Origin of the sequence: Motilimonas eburnea, from assembly GCF_021295345.1 — a bacterium.
Classification (GTDB): Bacteria; Pseudomonadota; Gammaproteobacteria; order Enterobacterales; family CBDFNC01; genus Motilimonas; species Motilimonas eburnea.
This window is the reverse complement of record NZ_JAIMJB010000007.1, coordinates 175,694-198,761: the sequence shown is the minus strand read 5'-3', so window position 1 is coordinate 198,761 and position 23,068 is coordinate 175,694. Positions and strand designations below refer to the sequence as shown.

The following is a 23,068-nucleotide window of genomic DNA, read 5'->3' as shown; positions in this document are numbered from 1 at the left end:
CTACGCTATTGATACAAAAGGAAGGCCGCTTATAGCGGTCTTCCTTTTTTTATGCTGCGTAGCCAATAACGGTTAGGGTGTAACCGAGTAAGCAGTGTTTTTCCAACAGGCAGTGGCTCACCCACGATTTCACATGCGAGTAATTCGGCCATCAAAGGCGCAGTGCAAAGTCCTCGTGAGCCCAATGCACTTAGCATATATAAGCCGCAGTGATCGAGTTGTTCAGTTTGATTAAAGTTCACATACCCTTGGTGGACCGGGATTTTACCGACAAAAGGTAAATTATCTCGGGTGCCACAACGCACACTGACTCTGGCCTCATCTGTGTCCATATTAAGCCCTTGCGGCCAGCTTACTTGAGGGAGGGAGTTTAACAACTTGTCATGGTTTTGTTGTTGCTCTGCCTGGCTAAACTCGAGTGAGTCTTGATTGCGTCCATAACTGGCGCCAATGCAGTGTGATTGTTCATGGGCAGGGGTCATATAGCCTTGATAACAGAGTACGGTATTTAACTGTTGGCTGGTTGGCGTGGCATTAACATGGCTCACTTGCCCGCGAACAGGGAAGATAGGCAAACCGGAAAACACGGAAGGCTGTAGGTTTGAGCCCATACACAGTAGCAAAATGTCAGTGTGTTGTAATTGGCCATTTACGCTAAACTGCCAGCCTTCACATGAAGCCGAAATATCGCCAACTTCACTGTCAAGATGGAGCGTCAGTCGTCCGCTTTCTAGCGCTTGTGCTATCAAGGCGAGCGTATAATCTCCCGGATTAAGCCAGCCCCCTTGTGGGTAGTAAAGCCCATGGGTGTCAATCGCTAGATTAGCGACTTGATTTGCTTGCTCCGAGGTTAGGGGACTCACTAGCGTGCTGGGATAACCTTGCTGCTCAATAAGGTTAATTTTTTTCGCCGATTTGTCGTCGTAACTCAGCTCCATCACACCACAAAATTGGTGGCGAAGACCATGGTGTGAGACGTGCTTTAATAATTGACGACTGTAATCAAAAGCATGAATGAATAGCTCTGTGTTGATGGGGTTATTCGGGCTAAGTAGTGGGTAGAGTGCGCCTTGGCGATTGCCCGAGGCCTGTTGAGCCAGCTGCTTATCTTGACAATACAGGGTGACTTTTCGCCCTTTTCTGACCAAGGCTAACGCAGTGGCCGCAGAGGCTATGCCTCCTCCAACAAGGGTGATGGACGCGTCGTTTGATGCGCTAGGCTCTCGGTTCTCGCCTTTCGTCACAGGGAGGCATTTAGGCGTCATGGGGTAGTGGCCCGCGAGCATTTCGCGCTTGCGGCCAAAACCTTTAGGCTTAGTCATGACAAAGCCAGCATCACCTAAACCGCGGCGAACAAAACCGGCAGCGGTAAACGTGGCGACCGTTGCTCCAGGCTTGGCTAATCGGCCCATGGCGTTGAACAAGGCAGGTGACCACATATCCGGATTTTTACTGGGTGCAAAGCCATCTAAAAACCAGCAGTCAACGAGGCCTTCTGTTGTGCTGTATAATTGCGGCAGTGAATCATGGAGATCGCCAAACCAAAGATCGAGGATCACTTGTCCTTGTTGTAAGCTTACTCGATGACTGCCAGCGACGCAGTTAGGATAGTTTTGCACCAATTGCTCCGCCAAAGGCGCCAATTCAGGCCATTGTGCCAGGGCTAATTGTAAATCTTGCTGCGTGAGAGGGAACTTCTCAAAGCTCGTAAAATAAAGACGTTGCGGGCCTTGATTGGGATAGGCTTGCTTAAATTCATTGAAGGTATGCCAAGCAACCAGGAAATTTAATCCGGTGCCGAAGCCAGTTTCAGCGATAACAAAGTGATCTCGAGCAAAATTATGCCATCTACTCGGTAGCCCGTTAGCTTTAATGAAGACGTGTTGAGTTTCTTCTAAACCATTGATATTTGAAAAGTATATGTCGTCAAACTGACTGGATATTGGGGTGCCGTTGGCATTCCATTCTAGTTGGGCATTCTCGAGTTTATGATTTATCAAAGAAAGTTTCGCTATTTTGTGGCATGATAGCGCCGATTTTACCTTATATTGTCGAAAGCCGACCAGTTGTCATAGTTAAAATGATACAATGGCGGCAACGAGAGAACCACAGGGTCTATAAATGAGAAGAGCAGTCATCACAGGTATCGGTGTTATTTCCAGTATTGGTAACAATAAAGAGGAAGTCCTTGCTTCATTGCAAAATGGCAAGTCCGGTATTCGTTTTTCTGAGCAATTTGCCGAGTTTAACTTACGCAGTCAGGTATGGGGCGCATTAAATATTGAGCCAAAAGATCATATTGACCGTAAAGTCATGCGTTTTATGGGTGATGCCGCAGGTTATGCCTACCTTGCAATGGAGCAAGCCATTGCTGATGCAAACCTAGCGGATACCGACGTATCTAATGAGCGCACCGGTTTAGTCGTCGGCTCGGGCGGCGGTTCATCAGAAAACCAAGTTGCAGCAGCCGATATCTTACGCAGCAAAGGGGTTAAGCGTGTAGGTCCTTACATGGTACCGCGAACCATGGCTAGCACGACCTCGGCATGTTTGGCCACGCCATTCAAGATCAAAGGCGTGAACTACTCAATCAGCTCAGCCTGTGCTACCAGTGCCCACTGTATTGGTAATGCACTTGAATTAATTCAACTTGGTAAGCAAGACATCGTATTTGCTGGTGGTGGCGAAGAGCTGCACTGGACACTGGCGATGGAGTTCGATGCCATGGGGGCGTTATCAACTAAATACAATGAAACACCTGAAAAAGCCTCACGCACCTATGACGCAAACCGCGACGGTTTTGTTATTTCCGGTGGCGGCGGTATGGTGGTTGTCGAAGAATACGAACACGCTGTGGCACGTGGTGCTAAAATCTACGCTGAAATTGTAGGCTATGGCGCTACTTCAGACGGTTACGACATGGTTGCTCCGTCAGGTGAAGGTGCGGTGCGTTGTATGAAACAAGCGATGGCGACCGTTAACGGCGAGATTGATTATCTTAATACTCACGGTACATCTACACCAGTGGGTGACGTACGCGAGCTGGAAGCCATTCGCGAAGTGTTTGGTGATAATGCACCGAAAATCAGTGCAACTAAAGCCATGACAGGTCACGCATTAGGCGCGGCAGGTGTGCACGAAGCGATTTACAGCTTGCTAATGGTAGAGAACCAGTTTGTTGCGCCAAGCATTAATATTGACCAAGCCGATGAGAAAGCGGAAGGCTTACCGATTGTTAAAAACCAAGCAGAAAAAGCCCAATTGAAGACGGTTATGTCTAACAGCTTTGGTTTTGGTGGTACCAACGCGACCTTAGTTTTCCAAAAATTATAAGGGGCCCCCTCAGGGTGAATAACGAGAGCAGGGAGTTATCTCTGCTCTTTTTTGTTTCTGGTGATTGGCAATGAACAGGTCTGTGATCGCCGATATCGAAACTTAAGTTTGTTTAGGCAAAATGATTTCTAAGATGAAAATATTCCTCGATTCAAATATTCCCTTTGCTAGAGAAATGTTCAGTGAACTTGGTGAGTTACACTTTTTTGAGGGGAGAAGGGTTACCCCGGATCAGGTTGCTGATGCTGATGTGCTTTTGGTTCGTTCTATTACGCAAGTCAACCAAGATTTATTGTCAAACAACAAGGGGCTCACTTTCGTTGGCACCGCAACCATTGGCATGGATCACATAGATAAAGCGTATTTGGCTGCCCGTAACGTGCCCTTTGTCAGTGCGCCGGGTTGTAATAAGGAATCGGTTGCTCAATATGTAGTGAGTGCGATATTAGTGCACGCGGAAAAGCACCTGATAAACTTACAAGGTAAAACAGTTGGCATTGTTGGAGCGGGCAACACCGGGAGTGCGGTTTGGCAAAAACTCACCGCCTTAGACATGAAGTGTTTATTATGCGATCCCTTACTTGAACAAGCCGGTGACAATCGCCAGTTTGTTGATATGAAGGCCATCATGGATTGTGATTTCATTAGCTTACATGTTCCTTTGACAACTGAGGGGGAGTTCGCAACACAGCATTTGTTCGACCAACAGCGCTTACGTCAACTTAACCACGAACAAGTACTCATTAATACCTCAAGAGGTGGGGTGATTGATAATCAAGCCTTACTTGCTCGCGTTGAAACAGGTTGCTTACCGACACTTATCTTAGATGTTTGGGAAAATGAGCCGGATATCGAAACCGAGTTACTGCCTTACACCGCGATTGCTACCCCACATATTGCTGGCTATAGCTTAGAAGGGAAAGCCAATGGCACAGATGTTTTGTACCAGGCGCTGTGCCAACATTTAGGCATCAGTGGTAAGAAAAGAGTGGCCGATTATTTACCTAAGGCAGTCGTTGATAACATTCAGATTAATGCTGAGCTTAATCAAAACCTGATCAAGTCTTTGGTACATTTAGTCTACGATGTACGCCGTGATGACCATATCATGCGAGCAGAGATTAATGAGCCAAATGGCTTTGATTTGATGCGCAAGCATTACCGCGAGCGACGTGAATTTTCGACCCTTTCGGTCTCCTTAGGCGCAAACCAAGATGCCCGCTTACTTGCGGCCCTTGGGTTTACCATTGCAGACTGAACTTTTAATAGAAGAGATAAAATGGAACGTTTAATTAATATTGCAGTACTAGGCGCCACAGGCACCGTTGGAAATGCAGTTGTTGAACAGCTAGAAGAGCGTGAATACCCAATTAACCAATTGTTTTTACTTGGCTCTGACAACAGCGATGGTGAAACCCTGATGTTTAAAGGCAAGCGTCACCGGGTGCAATTAGCCGATAAGTTTGATTGGTCACAAGTTGAAATAGCCTTATTTTGTGCCGGTACGGAAGCGGCGTTAGCTTATGCAGAGGAGGCGAAAGCGGCAGGGTGTTTGATTATCGATAGTTCAATGGCATTTATGGATGATCCAGATGTGGTGCAAGTTGTCCCCGAAATCAACGCCGGAGCTTTGGCAAATATTCACCAGTCTCGAATTGCGGTGAGCCCATCAAGTGCGGTAATTGCTGCGAGCCTAGTGCTAAAACCCTTACAGGACGAAGTTGGGTTGAACAAGGTTAATATGGCTAGCTACCAGTCAGTATCATCAGCCGGCAAGCAAGGCGTTGCTGCTCTAGCCGAGCAAACAGCCAAGTTACTCAATGCTAAACCCATTGAGCCGAACTTCTTTGCGCAGCAAATTGCATTTAACTGCTTACCTTTGGCGGGTCAAGCCCTTGAAAATGGTTATAGTCAAGATGAGTTACTCATCACTAACCAGTTACCTTTGGTGTTAAATGATCAAGAGGTGGGCGTGACAGCGAGCTGCGTTATTGTGCCGGTGTTTCATGGCCTAGCTGGCGTGTTACACGTTGAAACCCGTTACCCCCTTGAAATAAATGAAATCACATCCATGATCCGTGATGCACAGGGGGTTGAACTTGCCGAGCCTGGTGACGAAATGGTGACGTGTGTGAGCCATGCTGTTGGTCAAGATTTAGTGCATGTTGATCGCGTTCGCAAAGATATTAACAATGAAAACGGTCTGGCGCTTTGGTTTGCCATCGACAATGTGCGAAAAGGCAGTGCGACTAACATGGTGCAAATCGCAGAGCATCTTGGTCAGTATTATTTGTAGGCTTTTGCAGCAAAAAGTTGCTAACGCACTCGTTTTTCTAGAAATACCCGCTATTGACTAAGTCAAAACTTAGCAAAATAGGGGGCTGGATCTCAATTCTAGCCCCTGTATCCTCTCCCCATTCTTTTGTAACTAGATTAGCCCGCAATGCTGGTTTATAGTGATGAGTTATTGAATAAGTATATGCGCCATGTGCGTTATATTTGCTGGGTTTTTGAGCAAATCAAAATAAAGGATTAAACATGGGACGTTCTATTTCCCGCGCAGTAATAGCGTTACCGCTCGTGCTTGCTGCGAGCAATATTGTTGCTGAAGAAGATGTATTTAAAGATGCCCCCGGTTTTTATGTTGAACTAACAGGACCAAAAGGCGAAACGAAACAAGAGATTCGTAATGTACCTAAGGCCGCCGTTGTCAATACGGCTAGCACGGGTGCTAATTCAGGAACATACGGCCCATTGAAGTCATCTGACACCATGTGGTCCATCGCCAGTAAAACGCGCCCAAATCGCAGTGTGTCTGTGCATCAAATGATGACGGCCATCTTCAATAAAAACCCGCAAGCCTTTCTCAATAATGATATCAACAGGCTGGTTAATGGTGCGGTTCTGACCATCCCAACCTTAGCTGAAATTCAAGGCATTGATAAAGACGCAGCTAAGCAAAAATTTATAGCCGAGACGCAAGCTGCCAAGGTTGCTCCCAAGGAAACACCAAAAGCCACCCCTGCGCCAACTAAAGCACCAACACCTGAGCCAACCGTCGAGCCGACGGCTAAACCGGTTGAAGCACCCGATGTGGCTGAGCAGACACCTGAAGCGGAAACTACGCCTAGCACTGACAATGCATCAACACAGGTTGTTAATAATGTTGGCTCAGCAGAGTTAGATGAACTGAAAACTCAGCTTGACGACTCTAACCAGCAATTACTGCAAGTTGCCGAGTCAAATCAACGCATGAAGATGAAGTTAGAAGCGTTATCAAGTGACCTCGATAGCTTGAAAAACCAGCTTCAAGAAGATTCAAAAGTTCAACACGAAATAAAGGCGTTACTATCACAGCAACTGGCTAACTCTGCGCCAGCACAACCACAACAAGAAGCCCAAGGTGAATCTGACGATTTACTGAAACTGCTTACCTCTAGTTGGCTTTATCTTGGGGCGGTGATTGCACTGCCTATTCTTATCATTCTGGTGATCCTCTCATTCTGGCTACGCGCTAAAACAAAACGTGAAGCGGAAGAGCAAGAACAAGAAATCGCCACGTCTACCAGCACCTTGATGGAAGAAAAGAGTGAATATGATGATCTTTTAGCTGGTGATCAAGGTGATGAGGAAGTGGCCACTCAGCCAGAAGCATCACAGTTCTCGATAGAAGATGATCTGAAAGCGGATGAGCTAACGAATGCAAATCTGGCTTCTGATGATATCGATTTGATGAGCGAAATCGATCTAGACAGTGGTGACGATGATAACCGTGACAGTGCACTGGATTTAGATTTAGATAACAAAGACAACGAAGCCGACATCAGTGCAGAATTAGACATGCTGGCTGAGCAATCAACGGATGCCAGCGACAGCTTTGATTTTGACTTTAATGAAGCCGAAGCGGTCAGCGAAGAGGCAACAGAGGCAGAAGCTGACGATTTATTTGCTAGCAGCGAAACGTCAGCTGATTTGGATCTGGGTGATGTGAGTGAACTGCAAGGCTCGGATCTTGACATGGCGGCTGAGCAGCCTGAGGTTGAGGCAATTGCCGAGGCGACTGACGAAGCGATTGTTGAAGCAATCGATGAGCCAGAAGCCATTGTTGAGCCAGTGGCAGAGCCAGTTGCCGAGACAAACCCAGATGACATTCTCAGTGCAGAGGATTTAGCCAACATCGAATTTGAAGAAGCCGATGACTCGCTATTTGAACTACAAGAAGATAATCAGTTAGTTCAAGATGATGAGATGATCGTTGAGCTTAATGATGAAGATGATATTTTGCTTGACGAGCTATCACCTGGGGCAATGGATGATGACTTAGTGGCTGACTTGGCATCCACGGCTGAGCCTGAAGTGGCCGACACCCCAGCAGAAACCAAGGGCGCAACGGATCTAGAAGAATTTGACTTTAACATGTCTGAGGAATCTACTGAGGAGCCAGAGCCTGCCCTTGAATTTGATGCTAATACCGAAGTAGTAGAAGACAAAGTTGATGACATTGCTGATCTTAGTCTTGATACTGAAGAATCGAGCCAAGATGACGCAAGTATTGACGATCTAGAGTGGGATTTTGCGGAAATTGATACGGTTGATGAGCCAGTAGACGCGACCGAGATCACCGAGGTCGATGACATCGAAGACACAGACCTGTTGGCGAGTCAGCTAGGTGAAATTGCCTTTAATGAGCCTACTGAGCCTGTGGAAGTTCCTAACGCGGGTGATGTCTCAGAAGATTACATAGATATCGAACGTCTACTTGAGGAAAGCGGCGAAGAGTCTAATGAAGAAGCTTATCAAGGCGCAAACCTCGATATCGGTTTAGATGAGTTCCCGGATGTACTGCCTGAAAGCGGCGGAATTGATGTTGATATTGACGAAGGTGGTATAGGGCAAAAGCTTGATCTTGCGCGTGCTTACCTTGAGATTGACGATAAAGAAGGCGCTAAGAGCATCCTTGAGGAAATTCAAGGCCAAGGCTCTGAACAACAAATCGCTGAAATCACCAAGCTACTTAATCGACTCGGCTAGCCGTCGCTCGATTAAGGCGTCATGTTCAAATAGGGAGCCAGTGGCTCCCTTTTTTATGGCCAAGACAGATTCCATCTTTAATCGGTTTGGGTATAATTGCCCCTTTTTATGAAGGGCATTAGGCATTATGCATGTTGCATTAGGTATCGAGTACAATGGTGCTGCTTATTATGGCTGGCAAAAGCAAATTGAAGTCGATACGGTACAAGACCGACTAGAAGCGGCTTTGAGCTTGGTGGCCAATGAAAAAATTGATACTTTTTGTGCGGGTCGTACCGATGCGGGTGTTCATGCAACCGGGCAGGTGGTGCATTTTGTGACCAATGCCAAGCGCAACGCGCGGGCATGGACCCTAGGTGTTAACGCCAACTTACCTGATGATATCGCGGTGGCCTGGGTAAAAGAAGTGCCCGATACTTTTCATGCTCGCTTTTCGGCCACAGCCCGTCGATATCGCTATATTATCGATAACTCAAATTTGCGCAGCGCCATTTTAAGTCAGGGCTTGAGTCATTATCACGAGCCACTGGATGATAAACTGATGCACCAAGCCGCGCAGGCCTTGGTTGGTGAACATGATTTCACTTCATTTCGAGCCAAGCATTGTCAGGCCCATTCACCTGTTAGGCAGGTCCATCATATTCAAATTACTCGTCAAGGGCCGTATATCATTATTGATATTAAGGCGAACGCCTTTTTACACCATATGGTTAGAAATATAACAGGTAGCTTGATTGAGATAGGCAAGGGTAAGCAACCAGTTGAATGGTTAACCTATTTATTAGCTCAAAAAGATCGTAGCATTGCTGCGGCAACCGCAAAAGCAGGTGGCTTATATTTAGTCGATGTTGACTACCCTGCTGAATTTGCGCTACCTCGCCACCATATTGGTCCTTTGTTTATTGATAACCCATAAGAGCATTTTATGATCCCTAATTCCCTATCAGCCTGGCTATCGCACCTTGAACAGTTACACCCTAGCGACATTGAGTTGGGATTGACTCGAGTGAAACGGGTTGCAGAGCAACTTGGTTTAACTGAATTTGACAACGCTAAAGTGGTCTTGGTGGGCGGCACTAATGGTAAGGGCACCACCTGCGCCATGTTAGAGTCAATCTTAATGCAAGCGGGATACCGTGTGGGTGTGTATAGCTCACCACATCTGATTCGTTATACCGAACGGGTGCGTGTGGATGGTCAAGAGTTATTAGAGCAACAACACTGTGATGCTTTTGCCATCATAGAGCAAGGGCGCGGGGATATTGCGCTAACCTATTTTGAATTTGGCACCTTGGCTGCATTGCAGTTATTAAAGCAGGCGCAATGTGATGTGATCTTGCTTGAAGTGGGGCTGGGTGGTCGCCTTGATGCGACCAATATTGTCGAGCCCGATGTGTCAGTTGTGACGACCATCGACATCGACCATGTTGAATGGCTGGGTAACAATCGTGAAGACGTGAGTTATGAAAAGGCGGGAATTTTCCGCACTAATAAGCCAGCTATTTGTGGTGATTATGATACACCACAGCGGTTAATCGCTCATGCTGATCACATAGGTGCCAAATTATTACTGGCAAACCAAGCCTTTACAATGAGCCTTCAGGCTAAGAGTTGGGATTGGCAAATGGGGGATAAGCAGTTAACGGGGTTACCTTTGATTTCCCTGCCTCTGCAAAATGCCGCAACGGCATTAGCCACTATCGCGCAATTGGATTTGAATGTGAGCGAGGCCCATATAAAGCAAGGCGTGCTTGAGGCGAAGTTAGCAGGTCGCATGCAAGTGATACAGACATCGCCAACGGTGATATTAGATGTGGCCCATAACCCTCACTCAGCGGGCTACCTTGTTGAGCAGCTCAAAGCTAAGACAAACGGCCCTATTCTTGCCGTGGTTGGCATGCTCAAAGACAAGGATATTAAAGCGACATTGGCCAAGTTTGACGGCGTTGTAAGCCAATGGTACTTAGCTGATTTATCTGGGCCACGCGCGGCGAGTGCGCAGCTTCTTGCCCAATATACCCCAGCAGAAACAACCCAAGTGTTTAAAAACGTTGAACTTGCTTATCAACAGGCGATTGCTGACAGTGAGGCACAGGCGGTGGTAATTGTATTCGGCTCGTTTTACACTGTAGCGGAAATTATCGATAGACAACAAAAAGGTTAGCGTGTGGCCACTCAGTTTCAAAATCGGTTAGTTGGAACCATTATTCTTGTCGCGTTAGCGGTGCTGTTTTTACCGAGCTTATTGGATGGTCAGAAAGAGACCTATCGGGAAGAATTCGTTGCAATCCCGATCGCACCTGAAATGGTTGAACAATCGCCGCAGCAAGCACTCCAAGTGCCAGCCGATGTGACGGAGCAGGACACTCAATTTAGCATTGAAACGATTCCCGATGCGGTGATAATCAGTGCCAAGGATCCGGCTGCTCAAAGCACTGAAGCTGAGTCTAGTCAAGAGATGCCCGTCGAAGTTGCGGCAAAGGAGGCCCCATCAGCGACTCCAGAGCCAATGTCTGAACCGAGTGCTGCGCCGATCAAAGTCGTGACGGCTAAGCCTGTTGAGGTCATAAAAGCGACCCCTGCGCCCGTTGTGAAGGTCGCCGATAAGCCTAAAGCGACGCCTAAACCAACGCCTAAACCGATTGATGTGGCCAAGGCTGCCCCTAAACCTACCCCTGAGCCCCTTAAAGCTGGGGTGATTAAGCCAGTTGCCCCGGTGACTAAGGTGGCGTTTAAAGATGCTGCGTGGACGATACAACTGGGCGCGTTCAGAAACGCGGCGAATGTAAAAGCCCTAGTGAAAAAGCTACGTCAGGCTGGTCATCCTGTTTACACCATTCCAGCGGTAGTCACCGAAACGGGCATTAATAAAGTCTATGTGGGCCCTGATGTCTCGGCGCAAAAGTTAGAAAAGCAATTGCCTGCATTAAAACAGTTGACCAAACTAAATGGCCGAGTAGTGGCCTACAATCCGCAGTGATATACAAACACTCTAAGTGTGATCTGATACTATTTTTTGCAAGCAATTTGTTAACAAGAGTGGTAGAATCGCGGCGATTTTTAACTAGGCTGCTGCAACAGAGCAGCCACGTTTGGGTAAATTAATGGTCTGGATAGATTACGTCATACTTGGCATTATCAGCTTGTCAGCGATTATTAGCTTAGTGCGAGGGTTTGTTAAAGAAGCTTTTTCTCTCGCCAGCTGGTTTGCCGCCTTCTTTGTTGCCAGCCAATTTTATACCGACCTTGCTACATTTCTGCCCAACATCAATGATCCCCTGATCCGCAATGCCGCCGCTATCGCTATTTTATTTATTGTGACTCTGATTTTAGGCGCATTGATCAATTATATTATTAGCCAACTGGTCTCAAAAACGGGCCTATCAGGAACCGATCGTGTGTTGGGTATTTGTTTTGGTGCCATTCGTGGCGCCTTGATCGTGAGTGCGATATTGTTTTTTATGGATTCGTTTACCGCCTTCCCATCGACACCTTGGTGGCAAACGTCAATCCTAATACCGGAATTTGGCATCGTCATTGAATGGTTCTTTGACTATGTAAAAGCATCATCCAGTTTTTTAAACCGCCCCTAAAATACAAGGACAAGAGACATGTGTGGTATTGTCGGCATCGTTGGATCTACCCCTGTTAACCAAAGTATCTATGATGCGCTTACTGTGCTACAGCACAGAGGCCAAGATGCAGCAGGTATAGTGACTATTTCAGAAGGTAACTTTAAGCAACGTAAAGCCAATGGTTTGGTCAAAGATGTGTTTGAATCAAAACATATGCAGCGCCTTAAAGGTAATATCGGTATCGGTCATGTGCGTTACCCTACCGCTGGCAGCTCAAGTGCCGCTGAAGCACAGCCATTTTACGTTAACTTTCCTTATGGCATGGCTCTCGCCCATAACGGCAACCTGACTAACGCGCCAGAATTAGCCCAAATTTCAACTCGTTCTCGTCGTCATATCAATACAACATCAGATTCTGAGACCTTGTTGAATGTACTGGCTCATGAGCTAGCCCGTGTCGACAAAGACCAGCTTAATTCCGAAGATATTTTTACCGCTGTTGCTAAAGTTCATCAGCAGGCGCGTGGTGCTTATGCTGTGGTATCTATTTTAAATGGCCACGGCCTTATTGCCTTTCGTGATCCTAATGGTATTCGTCCTTTGGTTCTAGGTAAGCGCGAAGCTGAAGATGGCCAAATGGAATACATGGTCGCCTCTGAAAGTGTTGCGCTTGATGCCATTGGTTTTGAATTCATCCGCGATGTGCAACCGGGTGAAGCCATCTTTGTGACTGAGCAAGGTGAACTATTTACCAAGCAATGTGCCAAAGCTCCAAACTACTGCCCATGTATTTTTGAATATGTGTACTTTGCGCGTCCAGATTCAACCATAGACAATATTTCTGTTTACGGTGCTCGCTTAGAAATGGGTAAAACCTTGGGCGATAAGATCAAACGTGAATGGGAAGATCTAGACATCGACGTAGTGATTCCGATCCCAGAAACATCATGTGATGTGGCGCTGCAAATCGCATTGCAGTTAGAGCTGCCATACCGCCAAGGATTTGTGAAAAACCGTTACATTGGCCGTACCTTTATCATGCCTGGTCAAACCCAGCGTCGTAAATCTGTACGTCGTAAATTAAACGCGATTGATGCCGAATTTGCAGGTAAAAATGTGCTGCTGGTGGATGACTCTATTGTTCGTGGTACCACCAGTGAACAGATTGTTGAAATGGCGCGTGAAGCGGGTGCGAAAAAGGTTTACTTTGCTTCTGCTGCCCCTGAAATTCGTTTCCCGAACGTTTACGGTATCGATATGCCAACGGCAAATGAGTTAATTGCCCATGGCCGTGACGTTGACCAAATTTGTCAAAGTATCGGTGCCGATGGCCTGATTTTCCAAGATCTAAAAGACTTGGTAAAAGCGGTCTCGGTACAAAACCCTGAGATAAAACAGTTTGAAACGTCGGTATTTAACGGTGAATACGTCACCAAAGATATTGATCAAAATTACTTAGATTACCTGAATAACTTGCGTAGTGATGATGCGAAGGAGTTACGTGAGCAAAAGGAAGAAATTGCCAATCTAGAAATGCACAATGAAGGCGCGTAAAGCCATTTAGTTGCATAGCGATGGGTTAAATAAGTAGGGGTTGCATTAGCAACCCCTTTTACTTTTCAGGCCTAAACCACCTACTTCAGTAGGTGGTTATCATTGGTGCTGTCTGATGTTGTTAGCGTGGCTAAATAAAGCTTGGGCCAAAGCCGACAGACCATAAAATCACTGTACTGGCAAGTATGCCAACCAGTAACACTAAGCCAACGGTAACGACCGAACTGGCAAAAATAAACCCTTGATCTTCAGGGATGTGCATTAATATGGGCACGCCCGTGTAGAGTAAATAAATAGACCAAGCTAACCCAGCAAACCCCACTAACATCATAAACCATGGCGACGGGTAGAGTGCAGAGAAGCCAACCATGAACAAGGGGGTAGCGGTATAGGCTGCTAATTCTAAGGCATGGATAAAGTTGGGCTCAGCACCAAAGGTACGGCTCATCCAATTAGTTAAGTAAGCCAAAGCAAAAACCCCAATCACTAATGCAAAGTAAGTGGCTATGCTCATCAAAGCAGCGCTGCTTGTGGATAAGAAAATTGGATCACCCACACCGATACGCCAACCAATAAATGCAGTAGAGTAAAACATGCAGACACTGGGCACAAAGGCGATCAGTAAGATATGGCTTAAGCTCGCGCTGATGCTTTCATGGTTGCGATCTATGGTGTGCCATTCCGTTTTAGGATGAGCGTATAAGCCCCAAATGTGGTTCAGTATCATAATTCGTCCCTCATGCAAGTAAATCGGTGCGTACTGCAATAACTGAATTCAACGCCGTAAAGCGCTTGTCAACATCAAGGCAATACGTGATAACCCATATAGGTAGATCAAATGTAAAAGTTACATTTTTGCAACATTCACATAGAGCTAACTTTAGTCGAGGATCTCAGCTTGAGCCAAATTAGTATAAAAAATAACCGGTGTAATGATCGGGGCGAACTCAAAAATCTTGGGTGATGAGCTGTTTACCGGCGGGGTTGACCACCAGCATGCTGCCTTGCTCATACCAGTCACCAAGTACAATGCGAGTTGCGCTCTGTTGTTGAATATTAAAATGGTGTATGGCGGGGCGGTGAGTATGGCCATGGATCATCAAAGCTACGTTGTGCTCTTGGCAGTCGGCAATGACCTGCTCAGGACAAACGTCCATGATTTCCTTACGGTGTTGTTGCTTGAGTTTACTTTGCGCCTTGCTATTGGCGCGTATTTTTTCGCCAATTCGCGCTCTAACAAACTTAGGTAAGGCTAAAAACAACCAGCGCAGCCAAGGCTTATAAACCCATTTTCGATAATTTTGATAAGCCTCATCTTGGGTGCATAAGGTATCACCATGTAAGATTAAAGCTGGCTCATCATAGAGCTGGATCACGCTGTACTCAGGTAATATTTGCATTTTACATTGTCGGGCATAGCGCTCACCCAGCATGAAATCACGGTTACCATGGATATAAAAACAGGGCACTCCTGAATCAACGAGGTCAGATAGCCCCTTTGCAACGGATTGCGTGAGGGGCGACTGAATGTCGTCCCCTAACCATATTTCAAACAGGTCACCTAAGATATACAAAGCATCTGCTTCTCTTGCCTCATTGGCAATAAAACGCAAAAACAGCGCCGTAATGTCAGGGCGGTTTTCAGTGAGATGTAAATCAGCGATGAAATAAGTGACCATGATCGAGTAATGTGCTTATTCGGCGATAGTGGCTTTGGTGATCACTACTTCTTCGAGTGGTACATCTTGATGCATGCCATAGTTACCCGTAGATACGCCTTTAATGGCCTCAACGACATCCATACCTTCAACGACTTTACCAAACACACAGTAACCCCAGCCTTGCGTGGTTTCTGATTTGAAATCAAGGAAAGTATTGTTGTTCACATTAATAAAAAATTGTGCAGAAGCAGAGTGGGGATCCATCGTGCGGGCCATGGCTAAGGTACCGGTTTGGTTTGATAAACCGTTGTTTGCTTCATTTTTAATGGGTGCGCGGGTTTGTTTTTCATCCATGCCTGATGCAAAGCCACCGCCTTGGATCATAAAGCCATCAATTACACGGTGAAAAATCGTGCCATCGTAGTGGCCTTCTTTTACGTATTGCGCAAAGTTTTCGGCTGTCACCGGTGCATTTTCGTAATCAAGTTCAATTTTGATGTCGCCGTGGTTGGTTGTTAACGTGATCATTATATTACCTTGGAATTAGCTTCAAGTTGAATGTGGCGGCTATTCTAACCTAAGCAACGCGATGGGAAAACCGTCGGCGATTGGCAATGACAGTAAATTAAGCAGTAACAGGTGAATTTCCCAGTGGCAAGGGGTAGAATGCCCCTTTTTATCCCCCCACAATTAAGTATCGAGGAACAGATGCTCAAGATATACAACACATTGACACGTCAAAAAGAGGAATTTAAACCTTTAACCGCCGGCAAAGTTGGCATGTATGTGTGTGGGGTTACCATTTATGATTACTGTCATATCGGCCATGGTCGCACTTTTGTTGCCTTTGATTTAGTGGCGCGTTACCTACGCTACGCCGGTTATGACTTAACCTTCGTGCGCAACATTACTGATGTAGACGATAAAATCATCAAGCGAGCTAATGAAAATGGTGAAAGCTGTGATGACTTAACCGCACGTTTTACTCAAGCCATGCACGATGATTTTGATGCCCTTAACATTAGCCGCCCTGATTTTGAGCCGCGCGTGACCAATCATATGGATGACGTGATTGAGATGATCGAAAAGCTGATTGCCAAGGAGCATGCTTATGTATCTGAAACGGGAGACGTTTTATTCTCGGTGGGCTCGTTTGCCGATTACGGTAAGTTAAGCCAGCAAAACCTAGACATGTTACAAGCGGGGGCGCGAGTAGAAGTCGAGCAAAGCAAACACAACCCACTTGATTTTGTGCTTTGGAAGATGTCTAAGCCAGGTGAGCCAAGCTGGACGTCGCCTTGGGGCGCTGGTCGCCCAGGTTGGCACATAGAATGTAGCGCCATGAACAACAAAATATTAGGCGAAGTGTTTGACATTCATGGCGGTGGTTCAGATTTAGCCTTTCCGCATCATGAAAATGAAATTGCCCAATCCTGCTGTGCCCATAATGGTCAGTATGTGAATACTTGGATGCACTCAGGCATGGTACAAGTGGACAAGGTGAAGATGTCCAAGTCGCTGAATAACTTCTTCACCATTCGCGATGTGCTTGCTGAATATGACGCTGAGTCGGTGCGCTATTTCTTACTGTCTGGCCACTATCGTAGCCAGTTAAATTACAGTGAAGATAACTTAAAGCAGGCGAGGGCATCCCTTGAGCGTTTATACACAGCGCTGCGCGGTGTGACGCCATCACAAGCGCCAGTGGACAGCGAGTATGCATTGCAGTTTAAACAGGCCATGGACGATGACTTTAATACGCCGGAAGCTTTGCCTGTGTTGTTTGAATTGGCAAAAGAAATTAATAAAGCCAAAGAAAATGATAGCGATAAAGCACAAGCCCTTGCTGCTGAGCTGGTTAAGTATGCAGAGGTGTTAGGTTTACTTTATCAAGATCCCGAGCAGTTCTTGCAAGGCGGTGAATCGAATGATGAAGTGGCTATGATAGAAGCCTTGATCAAGCAGCGTAACGATGCCCGCGCGGCCAAAGATTGGGCTAGTGCCGATGATGCACGTGACAAGCTTAATGCGATGAATATCGTGTTAGAAGATAGTGCGGCGGGTACCACTTGGCGTAAAGCGTAAGATAATTCATCTTTTAAATAAAAAACGGAGGCTTAGGCCTCCGTTTTTGTTACTCGTCTGGGTTGGTTAGACTGATATTAGTCAAACGACTCACAGGCTTCTAAGGTGTTTTCAATCAAAGTTGCAACCGTCATCGGACCAACGCCACCCGGTACTGGTGTAATAAAGTCAGCATGTTGTTTGGCCACTTCAAATTCAACATCACCCACCAGCTTGCCATTTTCAAGGCGGTTTATACCCACATCGATCACCGTGGCGCCTTGCTTAACCCATTCGCCAGGGATAAAGTTCGGCTTGCCTACACCTACAACCAGTAAATCAGCTTGGCGAACATGACTTTCTAAGTCTTTAGTGAATCGATGACAACAAGTAACGGTACAGCCAGCCAATAATAACTCAAGCATCATAGGGCGACCAACGATGTTAGAGGCGCCTACAATGACCGCATGCATGCCATGTGGATCCTGTTTGGTGGTTTCAAGTAACGTCATGATGCCTTTTGGTGTGCAAGGACGTAATTGCGGAATGCGCTGAGCAAGGCGACCTACATTATAAGGATGGAAACCATCAACGTCTTTATCAGGGCGGATGCGTTCAATGATTTGTGTTGAATCAAGTCCTTGAGGCAAAGGTAGCTGGACTAAGATACCGTCAACTTCGGCATCGTCATTCAAGCTATCAATTAATGACAATAGCTCTTGTTGTGATGTGCTGGCCGGAAGATCATATGATTTAGAGACAAACCCTACCTCATCACAGGCTCGGCGTTTACTGCCAACATACACCTGAGAAGCTGGATCCATTCCAACTAGTACAACGGCTAATCCTGGGGCTCTTTTTCCTTGCGCTAAACGCTGTTGTACTTTTTCAGCAACATTTGTTCTTATTTGTTTAGCGATGGCGGTTCCGTCAATTATTTGCGCAGACATTGATTTTGCTACTCTTTTATTGTCATTAAAACTGCTTATATTGTGGCAGAACAAAGAAAGCTTGTCAGCCAATTAGTACAAGGCTTGTGCAGGGCGAACAACATTTGAGCGAACAGCAAATTTTTTACAGAAAGTGTTTGACCAACTCGATTCAACTCAGTAATATCCCGCCCCGTTGTCAGGCACTAAGCGGTTGCAAAGCCTAGCGCTTACAATGTGCGCCCTTAGCTCAGCTGGATAGAGCAACGGCCTTCTAAGCCGTAGGTCGAAGGTTCGAATCCTTCAGGGTGCGCCATTTAATTTGAATGAAATTCTTTTTAAATGGTGAGTGTAAAGATATAGCGGCGGATGTAGCTCAGTTGGTAGAGCCCCGGATTGTGATTCCGGTTGTCGCGGGTTCAATCCCCGTCATTCGCCCCATCTTCTTTAAAGAAGATACAATGCGGAAGTGGTGAAATTGGTAGACACGCTAGATTTAGGTTCTAGTGCCGCAAGGTGTGAGAGTTCAAGTCTCTCCTTCCGCACCATTTAACGTCAATGAGTTGGACAGGCGTTAACTTGCTCCATAAGCAAGCCTCCAAGCAATTATTTAGTTCGGTGATTAGCGCAGCCTGGTAGCGCATCGTCGCGAAGCTCATAAAGAGTGGGACCAGAGGGTTACGACCCTTTACAATATACCAGTGCAAAGTTTTAGTTCGGTGATTAGCGCAGCCTGGTAGCGCATCTGGTTTGGGACCAGAGGGTCGGGAGTTCGAATCTCTCATCACCGACCACTTATTCAAGTTTGGCTTTCAAGCGAAGCTTGGTGTCGGGAGTTCACTAATTCAAAGTGCACAAATCACCGACAAATTTTAAAGGGTTATTAATCCTTTTATACTCGACAGTATAAAGAAACCAGTGGCGGATGTAGCTCAGTTGGTAGAGCCCCGGATTGTGATTCCGGTTGTCGCGGGTTCAATCCCCGTCATTCGCCCCATCTTTCCTAGATAATGATCCATCCTCACAGATAATTCGTTATTAAAGACAACGGTGATTAGCGCAGCCTGGTAGCGCATCGTCGCGAAGCTCATAAGAGTGGGACCAGAGGGTTCGACCCTCAACAATATACCAGCGCAAGATTTTAGTTCGGTGATTAGCGCAGCCTGGTAGCGCATCGTCGCGAAGCTCATAAAGAGTGGGACCAGAGGGTTCGACCCTCAACAATATACCAGCGCAATATTTTAGTTCGGTGATTAGCGCAGCCTGGTAGCGCATCGTCGCGAAGCTCACAAGAGTGGGACCAGAGGGTTCGACCCTCAACAATATACCAGCGCAATATTTTAGTTCGGTGATTAGCGCAGCCTGGTAGCGCATCGTCGCGAAGCTCATAAGAGTGGGAGCAGAGGGTTCGACCCTCTACAATATACCAGCGAAAGTTTTAGTTCGGTGATTAGCGCAGCCTGGTAGCGCATCGTCGCGAAGCTCATAAAGAGTGGGACCAGAGGGTTAGACCCTCTACAATATACCAGCGAAGGTTTTAGTTCGGTGATTAGCGCAGCCTGGTAGCGCATCTGGTTTGGGACCAGAGGGTCGGGAGTTCGAATCTCTCATCACCGACCACCTATCCAAGTTTAGCTTACATGCAAAGCTCGAGGTCGGTAGTTCACTAATTCAAAGTGCGCTCATCACAGACCAATTAAACGAAAAAGCCGCTCAATGAGCGGTTTTTTTGTGTCTGCTATATTAGGCACCTCGGTTTTAAAGCCCTCTTCTTATATCAGTAAGCTCAATTCGCATTTATCTATACGTAGTCAGCTTGCACTATCTATTTAAAATAATGACGAGTGTAGCTGAGGCCAAGTTTAAAATATCCTTTACGTTTTCTGTAGCGAGCAGGGGCTGTGTCCGGCGTTTCTCGCTATCCGTGTATCACCACTGTAGCACCGTCCAATTAGGCTGATTGGCGTGTTTAGCCAGTTGCGGGCATGGATTCACCAAATAGGTGTAATCTGCATATTGACACAAGGGGAGGTCGTTTATGGAGTCGCTGTAAAAATGAATGGTAGCGTAGGACTTATCTTGGCTAGCTAGCCATTGCGCTAAGCGGGTTACCTTACCTGCGCGATAACTGACTACGCCACGTATATTAGGTGTATAGCAGCCATTTTGTTCAACCAAGTCGATACCTAACGCATGGGGGATGCCCAAGGCTTGGCCCACTTGTTTAACCAAAAAAGCAGGGCTAGCGGAAATAATGAGCATGTCCATATCATCGCGGTGCAGTTGCTCAATTAATGCACTAGCTTGGCTGAATTGTTTAGGCAGAATGCGGTGAGTGACACACTCGGTCACTAAGCCATTTACAGTTTCAATGGGCATATTAGCCAGCGGCGCTAAGCTAACGCTAAGGTAGTCGTCCATCTCCATTTTGCCGATGGCATATAGGTGCATTAAACGTTTGTCTTCTTCAAGAAAATTTGGTGCTATGACGATCCCTTTTGCCACCAGAAACTCATTCCAGATCGTGGCGCAGTCACCATTGATTAAGGTGTCATCTAAGTCGAAGACATATAAAGCGTTCGCCATCTTGTGCTCACAGGTTAGGGGGCTTGATCACCCGTTGCCATCCGTTAAAGTGTTCAACTTGGCACGAATACTTGATTAATTCAACCTTGGTGTTTCTCAGCGGTATAACGTTTCCTGCAGAATCAAGCGGTTGGCAAGGGCCAGAAAATGCGTGATGAAGTACTGTTTTTTTCCTGTATTTATTTATACTTAAAAAAGTCAATGGTAAGTGATTGATTGGTGTTCTTAGGGTAGGTAAGGGATCATTAAAAAGGGATAGATATCATGCTTTTTCGAACTGAGGCTGGTTGGTCAGAAAAACTTGGCGTTACTTTAACCTCTAACGGTGCAAATTTTTGTGTTTATGCACGTTTAGCTTACGAAGTGGAGCTATTGTTCTTTGATCACGAAGAGGACACCGAAGCGTCTCATGTATTTCGCTTATCGAGTGAGGACAATAGGACAGCTTATTATTGGCATATTTTTATTGAAGGTGTAAAACCAGGCCAATTATATGGTTTTCGTGTTCATGGGCCATATCGTCCTTATGAAGGCACGGCCTTTGATAAAGAGAAAATACTGCTGGATCCTTATGGTATTTTGGTTGCTAAAGGAGCCAATTATGATCGTCATTTAGCGGCAAAGCCTGGTTGTAATGAAGCACACTGTTTGAAAAGTGTGGTGGCCGATATCAAAGATTATGATTGGGAAGGCGATCAACACCCTCGCCATAGTTTTAGTAAAACCGTTATCTATGAGATGCATGTGGCGGGCTTTACTCGTCACCCTAGCTCGGGAGTGAGTGAGGATAAAAAGGGCACGTATGCTGGGTTAATTGAAAAAATACCTTACCTCAAAGAGCTTGGTGTGACGGCGGTAGAACTGTTGCCGGTTTATCAATTTGATGAGAACGAACATCATGCAGGCTTATCCAACTATTGGGGTTATAGCCCTATCTCCTTTTTCGCACCGCATCGCGGATATAGCTCTGATCAGTCGTTGTTAGGTCCACTTAATGAATTTCGCGACATGGTTAAGGCCATGCACAAGGCTGATATCGAAGTTATTTTGGATGTGGTTTATAACCATACCGCAGAAGGGGGCGTAGGCGGGCCTACTTTGTGTTTTCGTGGTTTTGATAATGAAAACTATTATATCTTGTCGAATAACAAGCAAGATTATATGAACTTTAGTGGTTGTGGTAATACCTTTAACGGGACGCATTCCGTTTGTCGGCGTTTGATTATCGACAGTTTACATTTTTGGGTTGAAGAGATGCATGTTGACGGTTTTCGTTTTGATCTTGCATCGATTTTGTCTCGTGATGAAGAAGGCATGCCCATGGTTAGCCCTCCCACCCTTTACAGCATAGACACGGATCCGGCCCTATCGTCGACTAAGTTGATAGCAGAAGCTTGGGATGCCGGTGGCCTATATCAGGTAGGTAACCTAGCTGGGCAACGCTGGCGGGAATGGAACGGTCAGTTTAGAGATGACGTTCGCCGTTTTATTCGGGGCGATGAAGGCATGGTCAACAAGTTTGCTAACCGTTTGATTGGCAGCCCTGATATTTATGGCCATCACCTGCTGGAGCCGGAAAAAACCATTAACTTTGTGACTTGTCATGATGGCTTTACCTTACTTGATCTTGTCAGTTACAACGAAAAACAAAACTGGGCGAATGGTGAAGAAAATCGAGACGGAAGCAATGATAATTACTCGTGGAACCACGGTGAAGAAGGTGAAACGGACAATGAGGAGATTAACAGCCTAAGGTTAAGACAGATTAAGAACTTATTAACCACTACCTTGTTATCGCTGGGCACCCCTATGCTACAAATGGGAGACGAAGTGGGGCGTACGCAAAAGGGAAACAATAACGGGTATTGCCAAGACAATGAGGATTTTTGGTTTGATTGGGGGCTACTTGAAACCAATAAAGCGTTATTTGAATTTTCAAAAGCCCTGATTAATTTACGAGTTGCACAAGCGAGGACGGACTTTACGAATGCCAATCGATTGCCACTAAATGAGGTGTTGCATCGTTCTGACATTCGTTGGCACGGCACTCGGCTTAATCAACCTGACTGGGGGCCTGCGTCACGCAGTATCGCCATTGAAACCACCCCGTTTGGTCAAGATTATGGGATGTACGCTATTTTTAATGCCTATTGGGAGCCCCTTGAGTTTGAATTGCCCATCCCTAAACGCGGTTTTTGGACGCGTTTTATCGATACTTCTTTACCCTCTCCCCATGACATCTCGTCCCTAAGTAGCAGCAAGCGAACGGTAAAGGAAAAGTATATTGCCGAGCCCCGTAGTGTAGTGATCTTGATTAGCTAGCCAAGGGCGGTAT

General features: G+C 46.2%; 17 protein-coding genes and 6 tRNA genes. 17 read left to right on the top strand and 6 right to left on the bottom strand.

Annotated features, from left to right (window positions below; translation table 11 throughout):
• Positions 1-29: 29 nt before the first annotated feature.
• Positions 30-2,000 (bottom strand): bifunctional tRNA (5-methylaminomethyl-2-thiouridine)(34)-methyltransferase MnmC2/FAD-dependent 5-carboxymethylaminomethyl-2-thiouridine(34) oxidoreductase MnmC1, encoded by a 1,971-nt coding sequence (gene mnmC, locus K6Y21_RS09220; protein ID WP_233071538.1) that lies wholly within the window; start codon positions 1,998-2,000, stop codon positions 30-32.
• Positions 2,001-2,121: 121 nt separating this feature from the next.
• On the opposite strand from mnmC, the gene fabB reads away from it, so the two are divergent.
• From fabB to purF, 9 genes are all read left to right on the top strand, one after another.
• Positions 2,122-3,333: a beta-ketoacyl-ACP synthase I gene (gene fabB, locus K6Y21_RS09215; RefSeq protein WP_233071537.1), complete on the top strand. Its 1,212-nt coding sequence runs from the start codon at positions 2,122-2,124 to the stop codon at positions 3,331-3,333.
• Between the two features lie 133 nt (positions 3,334-3,466).
• Positions 3,467-4,591, top strand: a complete 1,125-nt coding sequence (locus K6Y21_RS09210; RefSeq protein ID WP_233071536.1) for a 4-phosphoerythronate dehydrogenase — start codon at positions 3,467-3,469, stop codon at positions 4,589-4,591.
• 21 nt (positions 4,592-4,612) lie between these two features.
• Positions 4,613-5,629, top strand: a complete 1,017-nt coding sequence (locus K6Y21_RS09205) for an aspartate-semialdehyde dehydrogenase (RefSeq protein WP_233071535.1) — start codon at positions 4,613-4,615, stop codon at positions 5,627-5,629.
• A 242-nt stretch (positions 5,630-5,871) separates the two neighbouring features.
• Entirely contained in the window at positions 5,872-8,364 is a 2,493-nt protein-coding gene (locus K6Y21_RS09200) for a FimV/HubP family polar landmark protein (protein ID WP_233071534.1), read from the top strand.
• Between the two features lie 127 nt (positions 8,365-8,491).
• Entirely contained in the window at positions 8,492-9,280 is a 789-nt protein-coding gene (gene truA, locus K6Y21_RS09195; protein ID WP_233071533.1) for a tRNA pseudouridine(38-40) synthase TruA, read from the top strand.
• Positions 9,281-9,289: 9 nt separating this feature from the next.
• The gene (gene folC / locus K6Y21_RS09190) at positions 9,290-10,528 is read left to right on the top strand and encodes a bifunctional tetrahydrofolate synthase/dihydrofolate synthase (protein WP_233071532.1); all 1,239 of its coding nucleotides are present in this window, start codon (positions 9,290-9,292) and stop codon (positions 10,526-10,528) included.
• A 3-nt stretch (positions 10,529-10,531) separates the two neighbouring features.
• Positions 10,532-11,344, top strand: a complete 813-nt coding sequence (gene dedD / locus K6Y21_RS09185; protein WP_233071531.1) for a cell division protein DedD — start codon at positions 10,532-10,534, stop codon at positions 11,342-11,344.
• A gap of 124 nt (positions 11,345-11,468) precedes the next feature.
• Positions 11,469-11,957 carry a CvpA family protein gene (locus K6Y21_RS09180; protein ID WP_233071530.1) on the top strand — a complete coding sequence of 163 codons (489 nt, stop codon included), beginning with the start codon at positions 11,469-11,471 and terminating at the stop codon, positions 11,955-11,957.
• Positions 11,958-11,975: 18 nt separating this feature from the next.
• The gene (purF, locus tag K6Y21_RS09175; protein ID WP_233071529.1) at positions 11,976-13,493 is read left to right on the top strand and encodes an amidophosphoribosyltransferase; all 1,518 of its coding nucleotides are present in this window, start codon (positions 11,976-11,978) and stop codon (positions 13,491-13,493) included.
• A gap of 130 nt (positions 13,494-13,623) precedes the next feature.
• Here the strand turns inward: purF and K6Y21_RS09170 are convergent, their stop codons facing one another.
• The 3 genes from K6Y21_RS09170 to K6Y21_RS09160 all read right to left on the bottom strand — a co-directional run bounded on the left by K6Y21_RS09170 (position 13,624) and on the right by K6Y21_RS09160 (position 15,682).
• Positions 13,624-14,220 (bottom strand): Yip1 family protein, encoded by a 597-nt coding sequence (locus K6Y21_RS09170; RefSeq protein ID WP_233071528.1) that lies wholly within the window; start codon positions 14,218-14,220, stop codon positions 13,624-13,626.
• Positions 14,221-14,440: 220 nt separating this feature from the next.
• A complete protein-coding gene (lpxH, locus tag K6Y21_RS09165; protein WP_233071527.1) occupies positions 14,441-15,172 on the bottom strand; it encodes a UDP-2,3-diacylglucosamine diphosphatase in 732 nt (243 codons plus the stop codon).
• Between the two features lie 15 nt (positions 15,173-15,187).
• Positions 15,188-15,682 carry a peptidylprolyl isomerase gene (locus K6Y21_RS09160; protein WP_233071526.1) on the bottom strand — a complete coding sequence of 165 codons (495 nt, stop codon included), beginning with the start codon at positions 15,680-15,682 and terminating at the stop codon, positions 15,188-15,190.
• Positions 15,683-15,862: 180 nt separating this feature from the next.
• On the opposite strand from K6Y21_RS09160, the gene cysS reads away from it, so the two are divergent.
• Complete coding sequence (cysS, locus tag K6Y21_RS09155; RefSeq protein WP_233071525.1) at positions 15,863-17,239, top strand: cysteine--tRNA ligase; 1,377 nt, start codon at positions 15,863-15,865, stop codon at positions 17,237-17,239.
• Positions 17,240-17,316: 77 nt separating this feature from the next.
• On the opposite strand, the gene folD is transcribed toward cysS, so the two are convergent.
• Positions 17,317-18,168 carry a bifunctional methylenetetrahydrofolate dehydrogenase/methenyltetrahydrofolate cyclohydrolase FolD gene (folD, locus tag K6Y21_RS09150; RefSeq protein WP_233071524.1) on the bottom strand — a complete coding sequence of 284 codons (852 nt, stop codon included), beginning with the start codon at positions 18,166-18,168 and terminating at the stop codon, positions 17,317-17,319.
• Positions 18,169-18,386: 218 nt separating this feature from the next.
• Between folD and K6Y21_RS09145 the strand changes: the two genes are divergently transcribed.
• From K6Y21_RS09145 to K6Y21_RS09120, 6 genes are all read left to right on the top strand, one after another.
• A tRNA-Arg gene (locus K6Y21_RS09145) sits at positions 18,387-18,463 on the top strand.
• 49 nt (positions 18,464-18,512) lie between these two features.
• Positions 18,513-18,588 (top strand) — tRNA-His (locus K6Y21_RS09140).
• Between the two features lie 22 nt (positions 18,589-18,610).
• Positions 18,611-18,695 (top strand) — tRNA-Leu (locus K6Y21_RS09135).
• A 169-nt stretch (positions 18,696-18,864) separates the two neighbouring features.
• Positions 18,865-18,941, top strand: a tRNA-Pro gene (locus tag K6Y21_RS09130).
• 127 nt (positions 18,942-19,068) lie between these two features.
• Positions 19,069-19,144 (top strand) — tRNA-His (locus K6Y21_RS09125).
• A gap of 546 nt (positions 19,145-19,690) precedes the next feature.
• A tRNA-Pro gene (locus K6Y21_RS09120) sits at positions 19,691-19,767 on the top strand.
• Positions 19,768-20,076: 309 nt separating this feature from the next.
• Here K6Y21_RS09120 and K6Y21_RS09115 read toward each other — a convergent pair.
• Positions 20,077-20,733, bottom strand: a complete 657-nt coding sequence (locus K6Y21_RS09115; RefSeq protein WP_233071523.1) for an HAD family hydrolase — start codon at positions 20,731-20,733, stop codon at positions 20,077-20,079.
• Positions 20,734-20,997: 264 nt separating this feature from the next.
• Here K6Y21_RS09115 and glgX point away from each other — a divergent pair, with 264 nt between their 5' ends.
• Positions 20,998-23,055 carry a glycogen debranching protein GlgX gene (gene glgX / locus K6Y21_RS09110; protein WP_233071522.1) on the top strand — a complete coding sequence of 686 codons (2,058 nt, stop codon included), beginning with the start codon at positions 20,998-21,000 and terminating at the stop codon, positions 23,053-23,055.
• Positions 23,056-23,068 lie beyond the last annotated feature (13 nt).

Bases quoted from the DNA above. Each gene is read 5' to 3' on its own strand.
- K6Y21_RS09115 (WP_233071523.1), bottom strand. From the start codon at position 20,733: ATGGCGAACGCTTTATATGTCTTCGACTTAGATGACACCTTAATCAAT.
- K6Y21_RS09180 (WP_233071530.1), top strand. From the start codon at position 11,469: ATGGTCTGGATAGATTACGTCATACTTGGCATTATCAGCTTGTCAGCG.
- lpxH (WP_233071527.1), bottom strand. From the start codon at position 15,172: ATGGTCACTTATTTCATCGCTGATTTACATCTCACTGAAAACCGCCCT.
- fabB (WP_233071537.1), top strand. From the start codon at position 2,122: ATGAGAAGAGCAGTCATCACAGGTATCGGTGTTATTTCCAGTATTGGT.
- truA (WP_233071533.1), top strand. From the start codon at position 8,492: ATGCATGTTGCATTAGGTATCGAGTACAATGGTGCTGCTTATTATGGC.
- glgX (WP_233071522.1), top strand. From the start codon at position 20,998: ATGCTTTTTCGAACTGAGGCTGGTTGGTCAGAAAAACTTGGCGTTACT.
- purF (WP_233071529.1), top strand. From the start codon at position 11,976: ATGTGTGGTATTGTCGGCATCGTTGGATCTACCCCTGTTAACCAAAGT.
- K6Y21_RS09210 (WP_233071536.1), top strand. From the start codon at position 3,467: ATGAAAATATTCCTCGATTCAAATATTCCCTTTGCTAGAGAAATGTTC.
- cysS (WP_233071525.1), top strand. From the start codon at position 15,863: ATGCTCAAGATATACAACACATTGACACGTCAAAAAGAGGAATTTAAA.
- K6Y21_RS09205 (WP_233071535.1), top strand. From the start codon at position 4,613: ATGGAACGTTTAATTAATATTGCAGTACTAGGCGCCACAGGCACCGTT.
- K6Y21_RS09200 (WP_233071534.1), top strand. From the start codon at position 5,872: ATGGGACGTTCTATTTCCCGCGCAGTAATAGCGTTACCGCTCGTGCTT.
- K6Y21_RS09170 (WP_233071528.1), bottom strand. From the start codon at position 14,220: ATGATACTGAACCACATTTGGGGCTTATACGCTCATCCTAAAACGGAA.
- folD (WP_233071524.1), bottom strand. From the start codon at position 18,168: ATGTCTGCGCAAATAATTGACGGAACCGCCATCGCTAAACAAATAAGA.
- K6Y21_RS09160 (WP_233071526.1), bottom strand. From the start codon at position 15,682: ATGATCACGTTAACAACCAACCACGGCGACATCAAAATTGAACTTGAT.
- folC (WP_233071532.1), top strand. From the start codon at position 9,290: ATGATCCCTAATTCCCTATCAGCCTGGCTATCGCACCTTGAACAGTTA.